General features: G+C 72.2%; 15 protein-coding genes. 13 read left to right on the top strand and 2 right to left on the bottom strand.

What is annotated here, in order from left to right; genetic code table 11:
* The first annotated feature begins 122 nt into the window (after positions 1–122).
* From OOK31_RS37960 to OOK31_RS37935, 6 genes are all read left to right on the top strand, one after another.
* The gene (locus OOK31_RS37960; RefSeq protein ID WP_267092014.1) at positions 123–1,439 is read left to right on the top strand and encodes an NAD(P)/FAD-dependent oxidoreductase; all 1,317 of its coding nucleotides are present in this window, start codon (positions 123–125) and stop codon (positions 1,437–1,439) included.
* Between the two features lie 2 nt (positions 1,440–1,441).
* Positions 1,442–2,284 carry an alpha/beta fold hydrolase gene (locus tag OOK31_RS37955; RefSeq protein WP_267092013.1) on the top strand — a complete coding sequence of 281 codons (843 nt, stop codon included), beginning with the start codon at positions 1,442–1,444 and terminating at the stop codon, positions 2,282–2,284.
* Positions 2,285–2,317: 33 nt separating this feature from the next.
* Positions 2,318–3,937 (top strand): MFS transporter, encoded by a 1,620-nt coding sequence (locus OOK31_RS37950; RefSeq protein ID WP_267092012.1) that lies wholly within the window; start codon positions 2,318–2,320, stop codon positions 3,935–3,937.
* Between the two features lie 10 nt (positions 3,938–3,947).
* Positions 3,948–5,507 (top strand): aspartate aminotransferase family protein, encoded by a 1,560-nt coding sequence (locus tag OOK31_RS37945; RefSeq protein WP_267092011.1) that lies wholly within the window; start codon positions 3,948–3,950, stop codon positions 5,505–5,507.
* A gap of 361 nt (positions 5,508–5,868) precedes the next feature.
* Positions 5,869–7,563, top strand: coding sequence for an AfsR/SARP family transcriptional regulator (locus OOK31_RS37940; RefSeq protein WP_267092010.1), 1,695 nt, complete (start codon positions 5,869–5,871; stop codon positions 7,561–7,563).
* Positions 7,564–7,765: 202 nt separating this feature from the next.
* Positions 7,766–9,403, top strand: a complete 1,638-nt coding sequence (locus OOK31_RS37935) for an FAD-binding oxidoreductase (RefSeq protein ID WP_267092009.1) — start codon at positions 7,766–7,768, stop codon at positions 9,401–9,403.
* Positions 9,404–9,592: 189 nt separating this feature from the next.
* On the opposite strand, the gene OOK31_RS37930 is transcribed toward OOK31_RS37935, so the two are convergent.
* The gene (locus tag OOK31_RS37930) at positions 9,593–10,360 is read right to left on the bottom strand and encodes an SDR family oxidoreductase (RefSeq protein WP_267092008.1); all 768 of its coding nucleotides are present in this window, start codon (positions 10,358–10,360) and stop codon (positions 9,593–9,595) included.
* A gap of 146 nt (positions 10,361–10,506) precedes the next feature.
* On the opposite strand from OOK31_RS37930, the gene OOK31_RS37925 reads away from it, so the two are divergent.
* The 3 genes from OOK31_RS37925 (at position 10,507) to OOK31_RS37915 (ending at position 13,376) form a co-directional block, all read left to right on the top strand.
* On the top strand, positions 10,507–11,352 hold the full coding sequence (locus tag OOK31_RS37925; protein ID WP_267092007.1) for an NAD(P)H-binding protein: 846 nt from the start codon (positions 10,507–10,509) through the stop codon (positions 11,350–11,352).
* 124 nt (positions 11,353–11,476) lie between these two features.
* The gene (locus OOK31_RS37920) at positions 11,477–13,069 is read left to right on the top strand and encodes an acyl-CoA carboxylase subunit beta (RefSeq protein WP_267092006.1); all 1,593 of its coding nucleotides are present in this window, start codon (positions 11,477–11,479) and stop codon (positions 13,067–13,069) included.
* Between the two features lie 13 nt (positions 13,070–13,082).
* On the top strand, positions 13,083–13,376 hold the full coding sequence (locus OOK31_RS37915; protein WP_267092005.1) for a hypothetical protein: 294 nt from the start codon (positions 13,083–13,085) through the stop codon (positions 13,374–13,376).
* Positions 13,377–13,466: 90 nt separating this feature from the next.
* Here the strand turns inward: OOK31_RS37915 and OOK31_RS37910 are convergent, their stop codons facing one another.
* On the bottom strand, positions 13,467–14,927 hold the full coding sequence (locus tag OOK31_RS37910) for an APC family permease (RefSeq protein WP_267092004.1): 1,461 nt from the start codon (positions 14,925–14,927) through the stop codon (positions 13,467–13,469).
* A gap of 275 nt (positions 14,928–15,202) precedes the next feature.
* Between OOK31_RS37910 and OOK31_RS37905 the strand changes: the two genes are divergently transcribed.
* From OOK31_RS37905 to gndA, 4 genes are all read left to right on the top strand, one after another.
* Entirely contained in the window at positions 15,203–15,979 is a 777-nt protein-coding gene (locus OOK31_RS37905; RefSeq protein WP_267092003.1) for a thioesterase II family protein, read from the top strand.
* On the top strand, positions 15,979–16,821 hold the full coding sequence (locus OOK31_RS37900; protein WP_267092002.1) for a metallophosphoesterase: 843 nt from the start codon (positions 15,979–15,981) through the stop codon (positions 16,819–16,821). The genes OOK31_RS37905 and OOK31_RS37900 overlap by 1 nt, the downstream gene beginning before the upstream one ends.
* Positions 16,818–17,501, top strand: a complete 684-nt coding sequence (locus OOK31_RS37895; protein WP_267092001.1) for a 4'-phosphopantetheinyl transferase — start codon at positions 16,818–16,820, stop codon at positions 17,499–17,501. The genes OOK31_RS37900 and OOK31_RS37895 overlap by 4 nt, the downstream gene beginning before the upstream one ends.
* 206 nt (positions 17,502–17,707) lie before the next feature.
* Positions 17,708–19,150 (top strand): NADP-dependent phosphogluconate dehydrogenase, encoded by a 1,443-nt coding sequence (gndA, locus tag OOK31_RS37890; protein ID WP_267092000.1) that lies wholly within the window; start codon positions 17,708–17,710, stop codon positions 19,148–19,150.
* The last annotated feature ends 5 nt before the right edge of the window (positions 19,151–19,155 follow it).

Genomic DNA, 19,155 nt, shown 5'->3' with positions numbered 1-19,155 from the left:
AGGTACGCCGCATTGGTCTCGCCGAGCTTGAGCCGGGCTGTAGTGATGTGCGAATTCAAGGAGAGCTGATCGCTGTGAGTGCTGCATCTTCCCAAGGGGTCAACCCCGGATCCGCCGGAAACGTGACCGGAGGACGCGCGGTCGTCCTCGGCGGGAGCATCGCCGGCCTCTTCTCGGCCCGTGCCCTCTCCGAGAACTTCGCGGAGGTCGTCGTCGTGGACCGCGACGAGCTGACCGGTCCGGGCGACCTGCGCCGCGGCCTTCCCCAGGGCCACCACCTGCACGGCCTGCTCTCCCGCGGCCAGCAGATCGCCGAGGAGTACTTCCCCGGCCTCACCGAGGAGATGAAGGCCGCCGGCGCCCAGCTCGGCGACGTGGCCGACGACGTCCGCTGGATCATCAACGGAAAGCGGCTCCAGAAGGTCGAGTCCGGGCTCTTCGCCCTCACCTCGAGCCGCCCCTTCCTGGAGCGCCACATCCGCAACCGGGTGCTCGCGCTCCCCCAGGTCAGCTTCCTGGAGCAGTCCGACATCCTGCGCCTGACCACCACCGAGGACCGCCGCGAGGTCACCGGGGTCGTCGTCCGCCGCCAGGACGGCACCGAGGAGACCCTCGCCGCCGACCTCGTCGTCGACGCCACCGGCCGCGGCTCGCGCACCTCCGTGTGGCTCCAGGAGTTCGGCTTCGACGCCGTCGAGGAGGAGAAGCACAAGATCGGCCTCGGCTACACCACCCGCTACTACCGGGTCCCGGACGAGGCCTTCGAGGGCAACATCTCCATCAACACCGTCGCCTCCGCCGGCATACCGCGCGGCGCGATCTGCCAGAAGATCGACGGCGGCCGCTCCATCGTCACCGCCTACGGCATCCTCGGCGACCACCCGGCCACCACCCCCGACGGCTTCCTCGACTTCATCAAGTCGCTCGCCGCCCCGGACATCTACGAGGTCCTCCAGGCCTCCGAGCCGCTCGACGAGCCGGTCGCCTACAAGTTCCCGACCAACCTGCGCCGCCACTACCAGCGCCTGACGGACTTCCCGGCCGGCCTGCTCGTCATCGGCGACGCCGTCTGCTCCTTCAACCCGAGCTACGCCCAGGGCATGACCGTCTCCGCCCTCGGCTCCCTCGTCCTGCGCCGCCACACCGCCGAGTCGCAGCGCCCCGACCCGATCGCCTACTTCAAGGACCTCGCCGCCGACGCGGTCGACGGCTGCTGGGAGATGGCCGTCGGCGCCGACCTCAGCTTCCCCGAGGTCGAGGGCGAGCGCACCCCCGAGGTCCAGGCCGCCCACGCCTTCATCGCACAGGTCCAGCACGCCGCCTCGCGCGACGCCGCCGTCTCCCGCGCCTACTCGCGCGTCATCGGCCTCGTCGACTCGCCGGCCGTCCTGCACGACCCGGAGATCGAGGCCGCCCTCGCCGCGGCGTCGCAGGAGTAGTCATGGACATCACCCTCGGCGACCTGGTCTTCGACGTGGACGTCAGCGGCCCGGCCGACGGCGCCCCGGTCCTGCTCCTGCACGGATTCCCCCACAACAAGGAGTCCTGGACCGAGACCAAGCCCCTCCTCCACACGGCCGGACTGCGCACCATCGCCCCCGACCAGCGCGGCTACTCCGACGGCGCCCGTCCGGACGGGGTCGAGGCGTACCGCATCCAGCACCTCGCGGCCGACGCGCTCGGGATCCTCGACGCCCTGGGCATCACCACCGCCCACGTCGTCGGCCACGACTGGGGCGCCGCGGTGGCCTGGTACCTGGCGGCCCACCACCCCGACCGGGTGCGCACGCTGACCGCCCTGGCCATCCCGCACCTCGCCGCGTACCAGTACGCCTACCGCGTGGACGAGGAGCAGCAGCACAGCTCCCAGTACGTGGAGTTCCTCGTCTCCGAGGGCGCGGCCGCGCACTTCCTCGCCGACGACGGCGCGCAGCTGCACGCCTGGTTCACCCAGGTCGGCGAGGGCGTCCTGACCGACGCCCAGATCGCCCGCTACGTCACCACCCACACCAGGCCGGGCGTGCTCGACGCGGCGCTCAACTGGTACCGGGCCAACAACCTCCTCGGCGACGACCTCGGCTTCGGCCCGGTCACCGTCCCGACGACGTTCGTCTACAGCCGCACCGACACGGCGGTCAGCGAACTGGCCGTCGAGAAGACCGCCGATCACGTCACCGGCCCCTACCGGCTCGTGACGCTGGAGAAGACCTCCCACTGGCAGCCGCAGCAGGACCCCGACACGGTCGCCGCGGAGATCCTCCGGCTGGTCCGCACGGCCCCCTAGCGAGACCAACAGAACATAGATGAAGGGATAACCATGTCTTCGAACACCGCCGCCCCCGCGGTGGAGTTGCGGGCCGGGCCGCGGGAGTGGTTCGGACTCCTCGTCCTGCTGCTGCCGGTGACTCTGATGACGGCCGACCTCGGAGTGCTGTGGCTGGCCACCCCGTACGTCACGGCCGACCTGCGGCCCACCAGCTCGCAGCTGCTGTGGACCACGGACATCTACGGGTTCCTCACCTGCGGCTTCCTGGTCGTCATGGGAACCCTCGGGGACCGGATCGGGCGCCGCAAGCTCCTGATCCTGGGCTCCGTCGGCGTGATCGTCTCCTCGCTGCTCGCCGCGTACTCCACCAGCCCGGAGATGCTCATCTTCGCGCGCGCCCTGCTGGGCGTGGCCGGCGCGGCGGTACTGCCGTCGACGCTCTCGCTGATCATCCACATGTTCAAGGACGCCCGGCAGCGGGCGACCGCCATCGCCACCTGGGTCACCGCCCTGTCCGTCGGCATCGCCATCGGCCCCGTCATCGGCGGCGTGCTCCTCGACCAGTGGTGGTGGGGCTCCGTCTTCCTGATGGGCGTCCCGGTCATGCTGGTGCCGCTGGTGCTCTCGCCCGTCCTGCTGCCCGAGTACAAGGACCCGAACGCCGGCAAGATCGACCTGGCCAGCGTGGTGCTCTTCCTCGCCGCGATCCTGCCGATCGTCTACGCCGTCAAGAAGTTCGCCGAGACCGGCTTCACCGTCGTCAACCTCGCCGCGCTGCTCATCGGCGCCGTCTTCACCATCGTGTTCGTCCGCCGGCAGAACTCCCTGGACACCCCGCTGCTCGACATGCGGCTGTTCAAGACCCGCGCCTTCACCGGCGCGCTGCTGACCCTGCTGTTCGGCATGATGGCGCTCAACGGCGTCGAGTACCTGGTCCCGCAGTTCCTGCTGGTCGCCGGCGGGCTCAGCCCGCTCGCCGCCGGCCTGTGGCTGCTGCCCGGAGCCGCCGGCCTGATCCTGGGCTCGCAGCTCACCCCCGTGTTCGCCAAGCGGATCCGCCCGGCCTTCGTCATCACCGCGGGCCTGGTCGTCACCCTGATCGGCTTCTGGCTGACCGGGATCGCCGAGCACAACGAGGACGGCATCCTGCCCGCCGCCATCGGCCTCGCCGTCATCATGTTCGGCGTCGCCCCGATCAGCGTCCTCGGCACCTCCCTGGCGGCCGGCGCCGCCCCGCCGGAGAAGGCGGGCAGCGCCGCCGCCACCGGCCAGACCGCCTACGACCTCGGCCTCGCCCTGGGCATCGCCGTGACGGGCTCCATCGCCGTCGCCGTCTACCGCGGCCAGGTCGACGACAACCTCCCGGCCGGCGTCCCCGCCGACGCCGCGGAAGCCGCCCGGGACACCGTCGGCGGCGCCACCGACGCCGCCGCCTCCCTCCCGGCGGACCTCGGCACCCAGCTGGTGAGCGTCGCCCGCGACGCCTTCACCTCCGGGTTCCAGGCGACCGCCTGGGTCAGCGCCGGCCTCGCCGTCGTCACCGGTGTCATCGTCCTGTCGCTGCTGCGCCACATCCCCGCGATCGGCGCCGCCGAGGCTCCGGCGGAGGAGGCCCCGGCCCCCGAGCAGGCCCCCGCCGCCACCCGCGAAGAGTCCACCACCAGCGCCTGAAGGGACTGACATGACGACCGAACCCACCACGGTTGGAACCGAGTTCGCCGAGCCGTTCCTGCTGGGCGTGCTCGCCTCCGGCGGGCTCGACGCCGAGTACGTGCGCGGCGAGGGCAACACCCTCTACCGCCGCGCCGAGGACGGCACCGAGATCCCGGTCCTCGACTACGTCGGCGGCTACGGCTCCCTGATGCTCGGGCACAACAACCCCGAGATCAACGCCTACGCCAAGGAGCTGCTGGACGGGCAGACCCCCGTCCACGCGCAGTTCTCGCGACACCCGTACGCCAACGACGTCGCCGAGGTCCTCAACCGGATCCTCCAGCGCGAGCGCGGCGACGACGAGCAGTACTACGCCATCTTCGCCAACAGCGGGGCGGAGGCCGTCGAGGCCGCCGTCAAGCACGCCGAACTCGACCGCGGCCTGCGCCTGAAGGCGCTCGCCGACGAGATCGCCGCGCACGTCGAGGACGTCCTCACCGAGGTCACCTCCGGCCGGGCCACCGTCCCGGCCGCCGTCGCCGAGTCGATCGAGGACCTCGTCACCGAGGTCGTCGCCCGCAACGAGGCGCAGGCCGCGCGCTCGCCGCTGTTCCTCGTCCCCGAGGGCGGCTTCCACGGCAAGCTCGCCGGCAGCGTGCAGCTCACCCACAACGAGGGCTACCGGCTGCCCTTCAAGGCCCTGGCCGCGCAGTCCCGCTTCGTCCCGCGCGACCAGCCGGGCGCCCTGCGCAAGATCATCGACGAGGAGCGGGCGCAGCTGCTCGACCTCGTCGTCGAGGGCGGCGAGGTCCAGGTCGTGGAGCGGGCCTTCCCGCTCTTCGTGGCCTTCGTCCTGGAGCCCGTCCTGGGCGAGGGCGGCATCCACGAGCTGACCCGCGAGTTCGCCCGCGAGATCCAGGACGTCTGCGCCGAGGCCTCGATCCCCGTCGTGATCGACGAGGTGCAGACCGGCATGGGCCGCACCGGCGACTTCCTCGCGGCCACCCGGCTCGGCCTGCGCGGTGACTACTACACGCTGGCCAAGAGCCTGGGCGGCGGCATCGCCAAGGCCGCGGTGATGCTCGTGCGCAAGCCGCTCTACCACGGGCAGTTCGAGCTGGCGCACAGCTCGACCTTCGCCAAGGACAGCTTCTCCTGTCTCATCGCCCTCAAGGTCCTGGAGATCATGGAGCGCGGCGACGGCGAGGTCTACCGGCGCGCGGCCGAGCGCGGCGAGAAGCTGCTCGGCATGCTCCGCTCGGTCCAGGCCGACTTCCCGGAGACGGTCAAGGAGGTGCGCGGCCGGGGCCTGATGCTGGGCCTGGAGTTCCACGACCAGTCGGGCTCCGAGCACGAGCCGCTGCGGGCCGTCGCCCAGAGCGGGTTCTTCGGGTACTTCGTCTCGGGGCACATCCTGCGGGCGCACCGGGTCCGTACCTTCCCGACCTCCAGCGCGGTGAACACGCTGCGCTTCGAGCCCTCGGTGTACCTCACCGACGCGGAGGCCGACCAGCTGGAGGCGGCGCTGCGGGACGTCTGCGCGATCATCCGGGACACCGACGGCGCGAGCCTGGCGCCGGTCGCCTGACCCGTGCGTGGTACACACAAACCAAACCGGTCGTGCTGTTTGAGGGCCCCTCAAGGTCGGTTTTCGGCCTCGAAACCCCCATCCAGCTTGTGACCTAACCCACAGTGAAGCGGCCTCCCCCCTGGCCGCAACACCACCAGAGGGCCCGGGATCCCCCCTTCCCGGGCCCTCTGGCCTGTGCTTTTACAGAAATCGCCGGTCCGCCGGCCGGACTCCCTGGCTCAGGTCAACAGAAGATACCTAGCAACACTTTTGACAAACCGGAGTGTTGGTTTGTAATCTTCCGAGCGAGTGAGCATGACGTATCAGCCGCAGGACCGGGGGAGTTATGCGCTTTCGGATGTTGGGTCCGCTGGAAGTGATGTCCGCTGACCAGCCCGTACCGCTCGGCGGAACCAAGCCGCGTGCCACGCTGGGATATCTGCTCTTACAGGCGAATCAGGTCGTCCCCACCAGCCAGCTGCTCACCGCGCTCTGGAGCGCGGACAACGCGCCGGTCACGGCGCGCAAGATCCTGCAGAACGCGGTGTGGGGACTGCGCGGCATGCTGAACCAGTGCGCGCCCGGCGGCGACGGGGCGCCGGCCGAGCTCGTCACCCGCGCGCCGGGCTACATGATCCGCGTCGATCCCGACCACGTGGACCTGCACCTCTTCCGCCAGCGCGTGCGCCAGGGCCGCGCCCAGCTCGCCGCCGGCGCCCCGCACGAGGCGGCGTCCCTGTTCTGCGAGGCCCTCGAGCTCTGGCGGGGACCGGTCCTGTCGGACCTGGTGGAGACCGGCACGATGTGGCCCGAACTCACCGCCGTGCAGAACACCCGCCTCGACGTCCTCGAGGACTACTTCGAGGCGAAGCTGCGCTGCGGCCAGCACTACGCCGTGCTCGGCGAGCTGGAGACCACCGTCGAGGCCGAGCCGCTGCGCGAGCGTTCCTCCGGCCAGCTGATGCTCGCCCTGTACCGCTGCGGGCGCCAGGCCGACGCGCTCAGCGTCTACAACCGGATCCGCGCCACGCTGGTGGAGGACCTCGGCCTGGAGCCGGGCCACGAACTGCGCAGGCTCCAGCAGGCGATCCTCGCCCACGACCCGGCCCTGAACCTCGCCCCCGCCGCGGTGATCCTCGGCGGCCCGGCCCCGGTCGGCGTCCCGGGCGGCCAGGTGCGCCGCCGCGAGGACGGCGGCGCCGCGCACACCGCGGCGCACCCCGCCACCCGCCCCGCAGCGCCGGAGTCCGCACCGGAAAGCGACCGGTACGCGGCGGAGCGCTACGCCGACCGCCCCGCCGAGCGGGCCGTCGACCTCTACGCCGCCGAACGCGCGGCGGACCGGGCCGCCGACCGGGCGGCCGACCGCGCCGCCGACCGGCCCGCCGAGCGCTACGAGGACCCGCGCGAGGAACGCCCCGAGGACCGGCGCCGCATGCTGGCCGCCGTACCCACCCACCCCGGCCTGCTCCTGGCCGACCGGCCCGCCCAGCCCAGGGGAGCGCCGGTGCGCCGGCAGCCCGCGCCCCGGCCGGTGGTCACCGAGCGCCAGCGCATCAGTGTGCTCCTCGTCCAGACCCGGATCACCCCGGACCTGGCCGGAGCCGCACCCGACTTCCTCGACGAGATGTTCGAGAGCGTCAACGCCATCGCCCGCCGGCGGATCGAGCGGTTCGGCGGCGACGCCGTCACCTCCATCGGAGCCGTCTCACTGGGCCTGTTCCGGGCCGGCGGGGACGAGAACACGGCCGAACGGGCCGTGCGCGCCGCCGCGGCGATCCGCGACCGGCTCACCGACCCGGCGGCCGACGCCGCCCTGAACCCCTCCCCCTGGCAGGGCCTGACCCTGCACGCCGCCGTGGCCACGGGGAACGCCTTGGTCCGTTTTCGGCCGGACGACCCCTCCGCCGCGCCGACCGTCAACGGCGCCCTGCTCGACACCTGCCAGTGCCTGCTGGAACTCTCGCCCGCCGGTGAGATCCAGCTCTGCGACGCCACCCGTGAGGCCCTGCGTCCGGCCGTCCCGCACGATCCGCTCGCAGGATCGCCGCTGGCCGGGGTATGGGCCGTCTGAGCTGCACTTCTAGCCGCTCTTTTCCAGATCTCTTCGCCTTCACAAGCGGAATTGGTGGGGGATTACTCCACGGTGGAATCTGGCCGATAATTTGTGGTTTCACAGGGACTGACGGCCATTGATTCCACCCCGCCTCCACCAGGTGTGCGGCGTGATGTCGAGTTCCGCACTCGAGAACCAATTCCTCGTGGAGGTACACCGAATGACCGGAGTTTCCCGCCGCGTGTTCATGAGACACACTGCGGCCGCCGGCGGCGCAGCCCTCGCACTGCCCGCGCTGGGCGGCTGGGCGGGTGAGGCGTTCGCAGCCGAGCCGACGGCCGCCGCCGGCATCGCCGCGGCCGAGCTGGTCACGGTACTGCCGTCCGACCCGCGCTACGCGAGCCTGGTGGCCGGTGCCAACGGCCGCTGGGTCGGCACGCCCAACTACGTGCTCGTGGCGAGCACGGCCGACCAGGTGGTCCAGGCCGTGCAGGAGACCCTCAACAAGGGACTCCGGTTCACCGTCCGCAGTGGTGGCCACTGCTACGAGGACTTCACGAGCAACGCCAACATCCGCGTCCTCATCGACATCTCGGCCATGACCGGGATCTCGTACGACTCCGCCCGCCGGGCCATCGCGGTCGACGCCGGCGCCCAGCTCGGCAGCGTCTACGAGACCCTCTACAACAACTGGGGCGTCACCATCCCCGGCGGCACCTGCCCGACCGTCTCGGTCGGCGGCCACATACCCGGCGGCGGCTACGGTCCGCTGGCCCGCTCGCACGGCGTCACCACCGACCACCTGTACGCCGTCGAGGTCGTGCACGTGGACGCGGGCGGCGTGGCCCGCAAGGTCGTCGCCACCCGCGAGAGCACCGACCCCAACCGCGAACTGTGGTGGGCGCACACCGGCGCGGGCGGCGGCAGCTACGGCATCGTCACCCGCTACTGGTTCCGCAGCCCGGGCGCGACCGGCAACGACCCGGCCCTGCTGCTCCAGAAGGCCCCCACCCAGCTGATCATCTCCGAGGTCGCCTTCTCCTGGAACGGGCTGACCGAGGCCGCCTTCACCCGGCTGCTGCACAACTTCACGGCCTGGCACGAGGCCAACTCCTCCGCCACCTCGCCGTACGCGAAGCTCTTCAGCGCCATCAAGCCCCGCCACAAGCTGGCCGGCGAGTTCCTGATGAGCTCCCAGATCGACGCGGCCGCGCCCAACGCCGAGCAGCTCCTGGACACCTACCTCGCCGCGATCGTCGCCGGCACGGGTCTGACCTACCGGGTCGACACCCGTCAGCGCGTCGACTGGCTGTACAACGTCCTGCACTGGCCGGGTCTCGGCGGCTCCGGGTTCGAGGGCAAGGGCCGCTTCAAGGCCAAGTCCGCCTACCTGCGCCGGACCATGCCGGACGCGCAGATCAAGGCGTTCTGGAAGCACCTGACGCGCACCGACTACACCAACTCGGCGGCCCTCGTCGAGATCGCCGGCTACGGCGGCGCGGCGAACCTGCCCGCCTCCAACGCCACCGCCACCGCGCAGCGCGACTCGATCATCAAGATGCTGTTCGTCAACCTGTGGGCGACCCCCCAGGAGGACGCGGCGAACCTCGCGTGGATCCGCGAGTTCTACCGGGACGTCTTCGCCGCCACCGGCGGCGTGCCGCGCCCCGGCGGCGTCAACGACGGCGCGTTCATCAACTACGCCGACGCCGACCTCGCCGACCCGGCGCTGAACACCTCGGGCATCGCCTGGAACCACCTGTACTTCAAGGACGGCTACTGCCGACTCCAGGCGGCCAAGAACACCTGGGACCCGAAGAACGTCTTCCGCCACACCCTCTCGATCCGCAACACCTGACCGGACCTGCGGTGACGGGCCCCCGGCCCGAGGGCGACCCCCTCGGGCCGGGGGCTTCGGCGTACCCAGGACCGCAGGGCCGACATGCGGGCGCGCGGGCGCGGGCACGACGAAGGCCGCCGCCTCCCCGTGCGGGGGGAGACGGCGGCCTCGGGGTTCGTCCGTGTGCGGACGGGCGAGAGCCCTGCGTCAGATGCCGAGGCCGGAGCCGCCGCTGACGTCGATGTTCTGGCCGGTCACCCAGCGGGCGTCGTCCGAGGCCAGGAAGGACACCACGTCGGCGACGTCGGCCGGCTGGCCCACGCGGTTGAAGACGGAGAACGCGGCGGCCTGGGCCTTGGCCTCCGGGATCGACATCCACGGGTGGATGTCGGTCTCGATGGTGCCGGGGGAGACCGCGTTGACCGTGATCTGACGCGAGCCCAGGGTCTGGGCGAGGGTCAGGGTGAGCACCTCGACGGCGCCCTTGCTCGCGGCGTAGGAGGTCATGCCGGGGAAGGCGACCTTGGTGACGCCGGAGGAGATGTTGATGATGCGGCCGCCGTCGCGCAGGCGCTCCAGGCCCTTCTGGATGATGAAGAAGGGCGCCTTGGCGTTGATCGCGAAGACCTTGTCGTAGTCCTCCTCCGTCACCTCGTGGATGAGGCCCGGACCGGCGATGCCCGCGTTGTTCACGAGGATGTCCAGGCCCGCGGTGTCGGAGTGCTGACCGATCTGCGCGTCGAAGGCCTGCCACAGGGCCTCGGCGTCACCCGCGACACCCAGCGCGGAGCGGAAGGCGAAGGCGCGGCCGCCCGCGGCCTGGATCGCGTCCACGGTCTCCTTGGCGGAGGCCTCGTCGCTGGAGTACGTCAGGGCGACGAGGGCGCCCTCCTTGCCCAGGCGCTGGGCGATGGCGCGGCCGATGCCCCGGCTGCCACCGGTGACCAGAGCAGTCTTGTTCGTGAGGGCAGTCATTCAGGTAGCTCCCAATTCTTTTGTCCAGAACGCGGCCGCTGCGGATGGGGTCGCAAGTGTGATGGTGCCCGCGGCCCCCCACCGGACGGTCACCGGCGACTCATCGCCGGGTATTTCGCACGAATTCATTCCTTACCATCGGCGGCATGAACGAGAATCCAGTACTTGTCATCGGCGGCACCGGAAAGACCGGCCGCCGGGTCGTGCGCCAGCTCACGGAGCGTGGAATTCCGGTCAGGTCCGCCTCCCGGAAGGGCGAGACCCGCTTCGACTGGCTCGACGAGACCACCTGGGGCCCGGCCCTCGAAGGCGTCACCGGCGTCTACATCGTCCAGAACGACACCGCCCCCCGCACCCGCGAGCTCGCCGAGCACGCCGCCCGCGCCGGCGTCCAGCGTCTGGTCCTGCTCTCGGCGCGCGGCGTCGAGACCCCCGGCTACTACGGCGAGGACTCCTCCACCAGCGACGCCTTCCTCGCCGGCGAGGCCGCCGTCCGCGAGTCCGGCCTCGCCTGGACGGTGCTGCGCCCGGGCTGGTTCGCACAGAACTTCGACGAGGGCTTCTTCAACGAGGGCGTCCTCGCGGGCGAGCTGCGCCTGCCCGCCGGCGACGGCGCGGCCACCTGGATCGACGTGGAGGACATCGCGGCCGTCGCGGTCGCCGCGCTGACCGAGGACGGCCACGACGGGCAGACCTACGAGCTCTCCGGCCCCCGCCCGGTCCCGCTGGCCGAGGTGCTCTCCCTCATCGAGGCGGAAACCGGCCGCAAGGCCACCTACACCGCCCTGTCCACCCCCGAGTTCGTCGCCGAACTCGGCGCCCAGGGCGTCCCCGCCCCCGACGCCGCCCTGTGGGCGGCCGCGCTCCACCCGGTCGCCCGCGGCTTCGAGGCCAAGGTCTCCGACGGCGTCCCGCGCGCCCTGGGCCGCGAGGCCCGCGACTTCGCCGACTTCGTGAAGTCCGCCGCCGCAGCCGGGGCCTGGCGCGCCTGAGCGTTCCTGGAGAAGGTCCCCTCCTCCAGAGCGGTTCGAGGGGACCTTCAGCGGAACTGGCCAGGATGTGGTGGTCTGCCGCGTTCCGTGCGCGACGGGGGAAGTTCTCTTCGAAAGGACAAGCATGAGCATCGTCGAGGAAGCGCCGCTCGGACCTCCGGCTGCCGCGACCATGGCGTCGAGGGTGGCGGAGCTCTCGCAGCTGCGCGAGGCGGTCGAGGCCGGACCCAGTGAGCAGGCGACGCAGGCCCAGAAGAAGAAGGGCAAGCTGACCGTCCGCGAGCGCGTCGAGCTGCTCTTCGACAAGGGCACCTTCACCGAGGTCGAGGCCTTCCGCCGGCACCGCGCCACCGGCTTCGGCCTGGAGGCCAAGAAGCCGCACAGCGACGGTGTCATCACCGGCTGGGGCCAGGTCAACGGCCGTCCGGTCTTCGCGTACGCCCACGACTTCCGCATCTTCGGCGGCGCCCTCGGCGAGGCGCACGCCCAGAAGATCCACAAGCTGATGGACCTCGCCGAGAAGGCCGGCGCCCCCATCGTCGGGCTCTGCGACGGCGCGGGCGCCCGTATCCAGGAGGGCGTCACCGCCCTCGCCGGCTACGGCGGCATCTTCCAGCGCAACGTCCGCAACTCCGGCGTCATCCCGCAGATCAGCGTGATCATGGGCCCGTGCGCGGGCGGCGCGGCCTACTCGCCGGCGCTCACCGACTTCGTCTTCATGGTCCGCGACACCTCGCAGATGTTCATCACCGGCCCCGACGTGGTCGCCGCCGTCACCGGCGAGCAGATCACCCAGGACGGCCTCGGCGGCGCCGACGTGCACGCCTCGGTCTCCGGCGTCGCGCACTTCGCGTACGACGACGAGGAGCACTGCCTGGAGGAGGTCCGGCACCTGCTGTCGTACCTGCCCTCCAACAACCGCGAGCTGCCCCCGGCCGAGGCCGACGACGACCCGAAGGACCGGCGCACCGAGGCCCTGCTCGACCTGGTGCCGGCCGACCCCAACCGGGCGTACGACATGCACAAGGTCATCGAGGAGATCTCCGACCACGGGGAGTTCTTCGAGGTCCACGAGCGGTGGGCGCCGAACATCATCTGCGCGCTGACCCGGCTCGGCGGCCAGGTCGTCGGCATCGTCGCCAACCAGCCGCAGAACATGGCCGGCGTCCTCGACATCCAGTCCTCCGAGAAGGCCGCGCGCTTCGTGCAGATGTGCGACGCCTTCAACATCCCGCTGGTCAGCCTGGTCGACGTGCCCGGCTTCCTGCCCGGCGTCGACCAGGAGCACAATGGTGTGATCCGGCACGGCGCGAAGCTGCTGTACGCGTACTGCAACGCGACCGTCCCGCGGATCTCGCTGGTGCTGCGCAAGGCCTACGGCGGCGCGTACATCGTGATGGACTCCCGCTCCATCGGCACCGACATCGCCCTCGCCTGGCCGACCAACGAGATCGCGGTCATGGGCGCCGAGGGCGCGGCCAACGTCGTCTTCCGGCGGGAGATCGCCGCCTCCGACGACCCCGAGGCCACCCGCGCGGCGCGGATCGAGGAGTACCGCGAGGAACTGATGCACCCGTACTACGCGGCCGAGCGCGGCCTCGTCGACGACGTCATCGACCCCGCCGACACCCGAGCCGCCCTCATCGGCGCCCTCGAGGTGCTGCGCGGCAAGCACGCCCCCCTGCCCAGCCGTAAGCACGGCAACCAGCCTCAGTAGGACGGAGACCCCGATGGCGCTACGAGCGGTGCCCGACACCGGACACGACACCGGGCGGCAGACCTCGTCGGAGATCCTCTCCGCCCCGGCCTGGCGCATCACCAACGGCAACCCCGACGCGCACGAGGTGGCCGCCGTCGCGGTGGCCCTCTCCGCGGTCCTCGCGGCCCGTACGGCCGAGGCGATCCGCGCGGCCGAGGAGGAACAGGCACAGGCGGCCGCCCGCTGGACCCCCTCGGCGGCCCGCCGCCGCGCGGCCACCTCCTGGGCCGCCGGCGCACAGCCCACCTGGCGCAACGCGTCCTGAGGGCCTGCGCCCCGCACGAAGACCGGGCCCCGGTCCCACCGCTCAGGCGGCGGGACCGGGGCCCGGTCGTGCTGCGGGCGCGGGCCCGGATCAGGCGCGGACGCGGTCCGCGTCCACCGCGCGCGGCGCCGCCACCGGGGCCGGCCCCGCGGCGGCCGGCGCGGCCTGCGGCTGCTCCCCGGCCGTCCGCCCCCGGCGTCCCAGCGCCAGGGCGGCCAGGGTCACCGCGATCAGCGCCAGCGCCACGTACGACATGGCGTCCACCGGCGAGGCCGGCGGGTTGACCCAGCCGTTCAGGTACACCCACGCCATCGCCGCCCCGCCCAGCACCGCCGCCAGGTACGACAGCGGCCGGCGCGCCCGCTCCCGGACCAGCAGCACCACGTGCGCCGCGCAGATCAGCACGTACGGGAACACCCACAGGTACACGATCAGGGTCGCCAGCGCCGAGTACACCGACAGCAGCGAGTCCGGGTAGGCGATCACGGCGACCGCCAGCACCACGAAACCGATGACCGACAGGGTCGCCACCGCCGTCGCGGGCGAACCGTGCTTCGGATCCAGCCGCCCCACCCGGCGCGGCAGCAGGCCGTCGTCGGACAGGGTCGCCACGAACCGCGAACCGAAGTTGACGAAGCCGATCAGCCCGGCGAAGGTCGCCACCGCCAGCACCAGGTCGGTGGCGCTCGCGAAGGTCTCGCCCAGACCGGCGTTCAGGGCCAGCGCCGCCGCGGGCGACATCCCCTGCGCGAGGTTGTCCGCCGACGCGAACAGGCCCGGCACCTGAAGGACCGTCGCCACCAGGTACACCACACCGAGCAGCACCGGGATGCCCAGCACCGCGAACGGCACGTCGCGCTTGGGGTCCTTGGTCTCCTGCGCCAGCGCGGCGCAGCTCTCGAAGCCCATCAGGAAGGTGGCCCCGGCCGCCATGCCCTGGAAGACACCGCTGGAGGAGAAACCGCCCTCGAAGGAGAACTGCTCGGCCAGGTGCAGCCCCGTCGTGGTGGCGCTGGCCACCACGACCACGCCGACGACCGGGATCGCGACGGCCATCAGCACCACCGCGGCGCGCACCGACACGTCGACACCGCGCCGCGCGAAGAACACCGCGATCAGCAGGGCCACGGCGTACACCGCGAGCTGCACCGGCAGTTCCAGGCCGCCCGAGTACCCCTGCGAGAGCAGGAAGCTGCCGACGTACACGCCGATGACCATCGTGATGCCGGCGATCATCGCCGCGTAGCCGAGCAGCAGCGCGGCCGCCGCCACCAGCCGCGCCCACGGGCCGAAGACCAGCGAAAGGTACGAGTAGAGCGAGCCGTTGGCGACGTGCCGCCGCGCGAACGTGATGACCGACAGGCCGACGAAGGTGGTGACGGCAGCCGACAGCAGCGCCGACAGCCAGCTGGCGTTCCCGGCCGAGACGAACATCAGGGCCGGCACCGCGGCCAGCCCGACCGCGGGAATCATGCTGGCCACGGCCAGACCGACGATCTGACCTCTGGTCAGCTGCCGGGGTCCGGCTTCTGGGGTGGACGTACTTGACATGAGGACGGTCCTCCAAGGGAGGGAGCAGGAGAGGGGGAAGAGGCGCGCCGGAACCGGCGCGGAAGAGGGAGCGCGGGGAGTGGCGAGAAACGGATGAAGTCTGGCCAGGCCTTCTCACGGCACGGTAACCCGACGCCCACCGCCCGCTCGGGCCCGCGCCCCCACAACCGGACCACGCCGTCTGGACTTGCCGTCCGGTCCGTCTCGACCGCCGGTCCAGCGGCTCGACGGACTCTGGAAACCGAGTCGACAAGACGCTGAAGGAGAGAAGACACATGGCCAGTGACTGGTTTCGGAGGTTCGGTCCGGCACCCGACAGCGACACCCGTCTGATCTGCTTCCCCCACGCCGGCGGCGCCGCCAGCGCCTACCTCGCGCTGTCTCAGGAGCTGACCCCGGAGTTCGACGTCGTGTCCGTCCAGTACCCGGGACGCCAGGACCGTCGTATGGAGCCCGCCGTGGACGACATCGGCCGGCTCGTCGGAGCCCTCGCCGACGAGCTCGCCGCGGAGCTCGGGCCGGGGGGCGACGGGCGACCGTACGCTTTCTTCGGGCACAGCATGGGCGCGGTCATCGCCTACGAGCTCGCCCGTGAACTCGCCCGGCGCGAACTGCCCGCCCCCGAGCGGCTCTTCCTCTCCGGCCGGTTCGCGCCGACCCCGCTGGGCAGTGCCAGCGACCGGCTCGACACCGACGCGAAGGTGATCGCCATGATCCGCAAGCTCGGCGGCACGGTGGGCAAGGTCTTCGACGACCCGGACCTGCTGGAGATGGTGATGCCGCCGCTGCGCGCCGACTACAAGGCGATCGGCTCCTACGCCTGGCAGCCCGGCCGGCCCCTGGACATCCCCTTCACCGTGCTCGTCGGCGACCGCGACCCCGTCGTCCCCGTCGAGGACGCGGCCGCCTGGCGGGTGCACACCACCGCCCGGAGCGACCTGAGGATCATGCCCGGCGGACACTTCTACCTCGACCAGAGCGTCCCGCAGGTGGCCGGCGTCGTCCGCGCCGCCCTGCGCCGCGCCGGCGTCGACGTTCTGGGAGCGGCCTGATGCCGACAGGCCCCGGCAGGCTGCTGGCCATCAGCGACCTGCACGTCCGCCACGACGAGAACAAGAAGGTCGTCGACGGCCTGCGGCCCGAGACGCCCGACGACTGGCTGCTCCTCGCCGGCGACGTCAGCGAATCGGCCGAGGACTTCGAGTGGACCCTCGCCCTGCTCCGCGACCGCTTCGCCAAGGTGGTCTGGGCGCCGGGCAACCACGAGCTGTGGACCACCCCCGACGACCCGCTCCAGCTGCGCGGTGAGGCCCGCTACCGGCATTTCGTCGACATCTGCCGGCGCCTGGGCGTCACCACCCCCGAGGACCCCTACCCGGTGTGGGAGGGAGAGGGCGGCCCCGTCGCCGTGGCCCCGCTCTTCCTCCTCTACGACTACACCTTCCGGCCCGCCGGAGCGCGCAGCCACCAGGAGGCGATGGACATCGCCGACCGGGCCGGCGTCGTGTGCACCGACGAGTTCTACCTGCACCCCGACCCCTACCCCAGCCGCCAGGCCTGGTCCCGGGCCCGCGTCGAACACACCGCGGCGCGGCTCGCCGAGATCCCCCACGATCTCAAGACCGTCCTGGTCAACCACTATCCGCTGGTCCGCGAACCCACCCGGATCCTGCGGTTCCCCGAGTTCGCCCTGTGGTGCGGCACCGAGGCCACCGAGGACTGGCCGGTACGCTTCCGCGCGGCGGCCGTCGTCTACGGACACCTGCACATCCCCCGCCTCATCCACCAGGACGGGGTCCCGCACCACGAGGTCTCCCTCGGGTACCCGCGGGAGTGGAAGCAGCGCCCGGCCGCCCCGGCCGGCGCCGTACGGATTCTCGCGGAGCGCCCATGATCGAGGAACTGCTGGCCCCCGGGGCCGTCGCCGTCGAGTCCTTCGGCGACGACCCCGGCGCCCTCGGCGACCTCTTCCCCGAGGAACTGCTCCTGGTCGAAGGCGCCCAGGAGACCCGCCGCGGGGAGTTCGCCACCGTACGCCGCTGCGCGCGCGAGGCCCTCGGCAAGCTCGGCGCCGAACCGGCCCCGATCCTGCGCGACCCCAAGGGCGCCCCGCGCTGGCCCGCCGGGTTCGTCGGCGCCATGACCCACTGCGAGGGCTACCGGGCGGCCGTGGTGGCGCCCGCCGACCGGATCGCGGCCATCGGCATCGACGCCGAACCCAACCGGCCGCTGCGCAGCGCCGGCGTCGCCGACCTCGTCACCGTGGAGGCGGAGCGCGCCTGGCTGCCGGGACTGGCCGCCCGCAGGCCCGAAGTGCACTGGGAACGGCTGGTGTTCAGCGCCAAGGAGAGCGTCTACAAGGTCTGGTACCCGCTCACCGGGCGCTGGCTGGACTTCGCGGACGCCGAGATCACCGTCGACCCCGCCTGGTCCACCTTCCGGGCGCGCCTGCTGGTGCCGGGACCGGTCGTCGGCGGAGTGCGGCTGGACTCCTTCAACGGCAGCTGGCTGGTGCGCGACGGGCTCATCGTCACCGCCATCACCGTCGCGGCCCCGTCCGCCCCGGCGGGCTGAGCCCGGGCCCCGCCGGGCGGCGCCGGCGGTTGCCCGGCGGTGACCGGGCGGTGGGCGTCCCGGGGAACCATTCCGAAAGCCGCGCGCAAACCCGTACGCCCGCCGCGCGACCACCGCGCCCGGCCCCTCAGGCTGCGGCGCGCACACCCCCCGGCCGGCGCCGCGCGGCCCTCCCCGAGCCCCCGAGCCCAGGAGTTGACGGAGCAATGCCCGCCCCCGCGCACATCGGCGTCACCGGCCTCGCCGTGATGGGCCGCAACCTCGCCCGCAACCTGGCCCGCAACGGTTTCACCGTCGCCGTCCACAACCGCACGCCGGCCCGCACCGACGCCCTGCTGGAGGAGTTCGGCGCCGAGGGCGACTTCGTCCCCGCCCGCAGCGCCCGCGAACTGGTGGCCGCGCTCGCCCGCCCCCGCCGCCTCGTGATCATGGTGCAGGCCGGGGCCCCCACCGACGCCGTCATCGACGAGCTCACCCCGCTGCTGGAGCCCGGCGACGTCCTCGTCGACGGCGGCAACGCCCACTTCGCCGACACCCGCCGCCGCGAAGCCGCCCTGCGCGCCCTCGGCATCCACTTCGTCGGCGCCGGCGTCTCCGGCGGCGAGGAGGGCGCCCTGCACGGACCGAGCCTGATGCCCGGCGGCTCGAAGGAGGCGTACGCGGCGCTGGCCCCCGTCCTGGAGACCATCGCCGCCAAGGCCCCCGACGGCACCCCGACCGTCGCCCACATCGGCCCCGACGGCGCCGGACACTTCGTCAAGATGGTGCACAACGGCATCGAGTACGCCGACATGCAGCTCATCGCCGAGGCCTACGACCTGCTGCGCGGCGTCGCCGGCTTCGAACCCGCCGAGATCGCCGAGACCTTCCGCACCTGGAACAAGGGCCGCCTCGACTCCTACCTGATGGAGATCACCGCGGAGGTCCTCGCCCACACCGACGCCGCCACCGGACGCCCCTTCGTCGACGTCGTCGAGGACCGCGCGGGCCAGAAGGGCACCGGCCGCTGGACCGTACAGACCGCCCTCGACCTGGGCGTGCCCGTCTCCGGCATCGCCGAGGCGGTCTTCGCCCGCACCGTGTCCGGCCACACCGCGCTGCGCGAGGCCGCCCGCTCCCTGCCGGGCCCCGGGCGCACCGAGCTGCACCCCGAGGACGCGGCACGTTTCGCCGTACAGGTCGAACAGGCCCTGTACGCCTCCAAGGTGGCCGCCTACGCCCAGGGCTGGGACATGATGCGCGCGGCCGGCGAGGAGTACGGCTGGGACCTCGACCTCGGCGCCGTCGCCGCGATCTGGCGGGCCGGCTCCATCGTGCGGGCCGCCTTCCTCGACCGGATCACCGAGGCCTACCGGGCCGACCCGGACCTGCCCGGCCTGCCGGCGGACGAGCGGTTCGGCCGGGAGCTGGGCGAGGCCCAGTCCGCCTGGCGCACCGTGGTCGCCGCAGCCGCCCGCGCCGGCGTCCCCGTACCCGGCTTCGGCGCCGCCCTCGCCTACTACGACTCGCTCAGGGCCGAGCGACTGCCCGCCGCCCTCATCCAGGGCCAGCGGGACTACTTCGGTGCCCACACCTACCGGCGCACCGACCGCGAAGGGGCCTTCCACACCCGGTGGGCCGCCGACCGCGCTGAACAACCCGGCGCATGACGCAG

The sequence above is a fragment of the Streptomyces sp. NBC_00249 genome, from assembly GCF_026342355.1.
In the GTDB taxonomy this organism is placed as follows: domain Bacteria; phylum Actinomycetota; class Actinomycetes; order Streptomycetales; family Streptomycetaceae; genus Streptomyces.
Note: the sequence above shows the minus strand (reverse complement) of the source record. Positions and strands in the feature narration are given on the sequence as shown.

Bases quoted from the DNA above. Each gene is read 5' to 3' on its own strand.
- OOK31_RS37955 (WP_267092013.1), top strand. From the start codon at position 1,442: ATGGACATCACCCTCGGCGACCTGGTCTTCGACGTGGACGTCAGCGGC.
- OOK31_RS37950 (WP_267092012.1), top strand. From the start codon at position 2,318: ATGTCTTCGAACACCGCCGCCCCCGCGGTGGAGTTGCGGGCCGGGCCG.
- OOK31_RS37945 (WP_267092011.1), top strand. From the start codon at position 3,948: ATGACGACCGAACCCACCACGGTTGGAACCGAGTTCGCCGAGCCGTTC.
- OOK31_RS37940 (WP_267092010.1), top strand. From the start codon at position 5,869: ATGTCCGCTGACCAGCCCGTACCGCTCGGCGGAACCAAGCCGCGTGCC.
- OOK31_RS37935 (WP_267092009.1), top strand. From the start codon at position 7,766: ATGACCGGAGTTTCCCGCCGCGTGTTCATGAGACACACTGCGGCCGCC.
- OOK31_RS37930 (WP_267092008.1), bottom strand. From the start codon at position 10,360: ATGACTGCCCTCACGAACAAGACTGCTCTGGTCACCGGTGGCAGCCGG.
- OOK31_RS37925 (WP_267092007.1), top strand. From the start codon at position 10,507: ATGAACGAGAATCCAGTACTTGTCATCGGCGGCACCGGAAAGACCGGC.
- OOK31_RS37920 (WP_267092006.1), top strand. From the start codon at position 11,477: ATGAGCATCGTCGAGGAAGCGCCGCTCGGACCTCCGGCTGCCGCGACC.
- OOK31_RS37915 (WP_267092005.1), top strand. From the start codon at position 13,083: ATGGCGCTACGAGCGGTGCCCGACACCGGACACGACACCGGGCGGCAG.
- OOK31_RS37910 (WP_267092004.1), bottom strand. From the start codon at position 14,927: ATGTCAAGTACGTCCACCCCAGAAGCCGGACCCCGGCAGCTGACCAGA.
- OOK31_RS37905 (WP_267092003.1), top strand. From the start codon at position 15,203: ATGGCCAGTGACTGGTTTCGGAGGTTCGGTCCGGCACCCGACAGCGAC.
- OOK31_RS37900 (WP_267092002.1), top strand. From the start codon at position 15,979: ATGCCGACAGGCCCCGGCAGGCTGCTGGCCATCAGCGACCTGCACGTC.
- OOK31_RS37895 (WP_267092001.1), top strand. From the start codon at position 16,818: ATGATCGAGGAACTGCTGGCCCCCGGGGCCGTCGCCGTCGAGTCCTTC.
- gndA (WP_267092000.1), top strand. From the start codon at position 17,708: ATGCCCGCCCCCGCGCACATCGGCGTCACCGGCCTCGCCGTGATGGGC.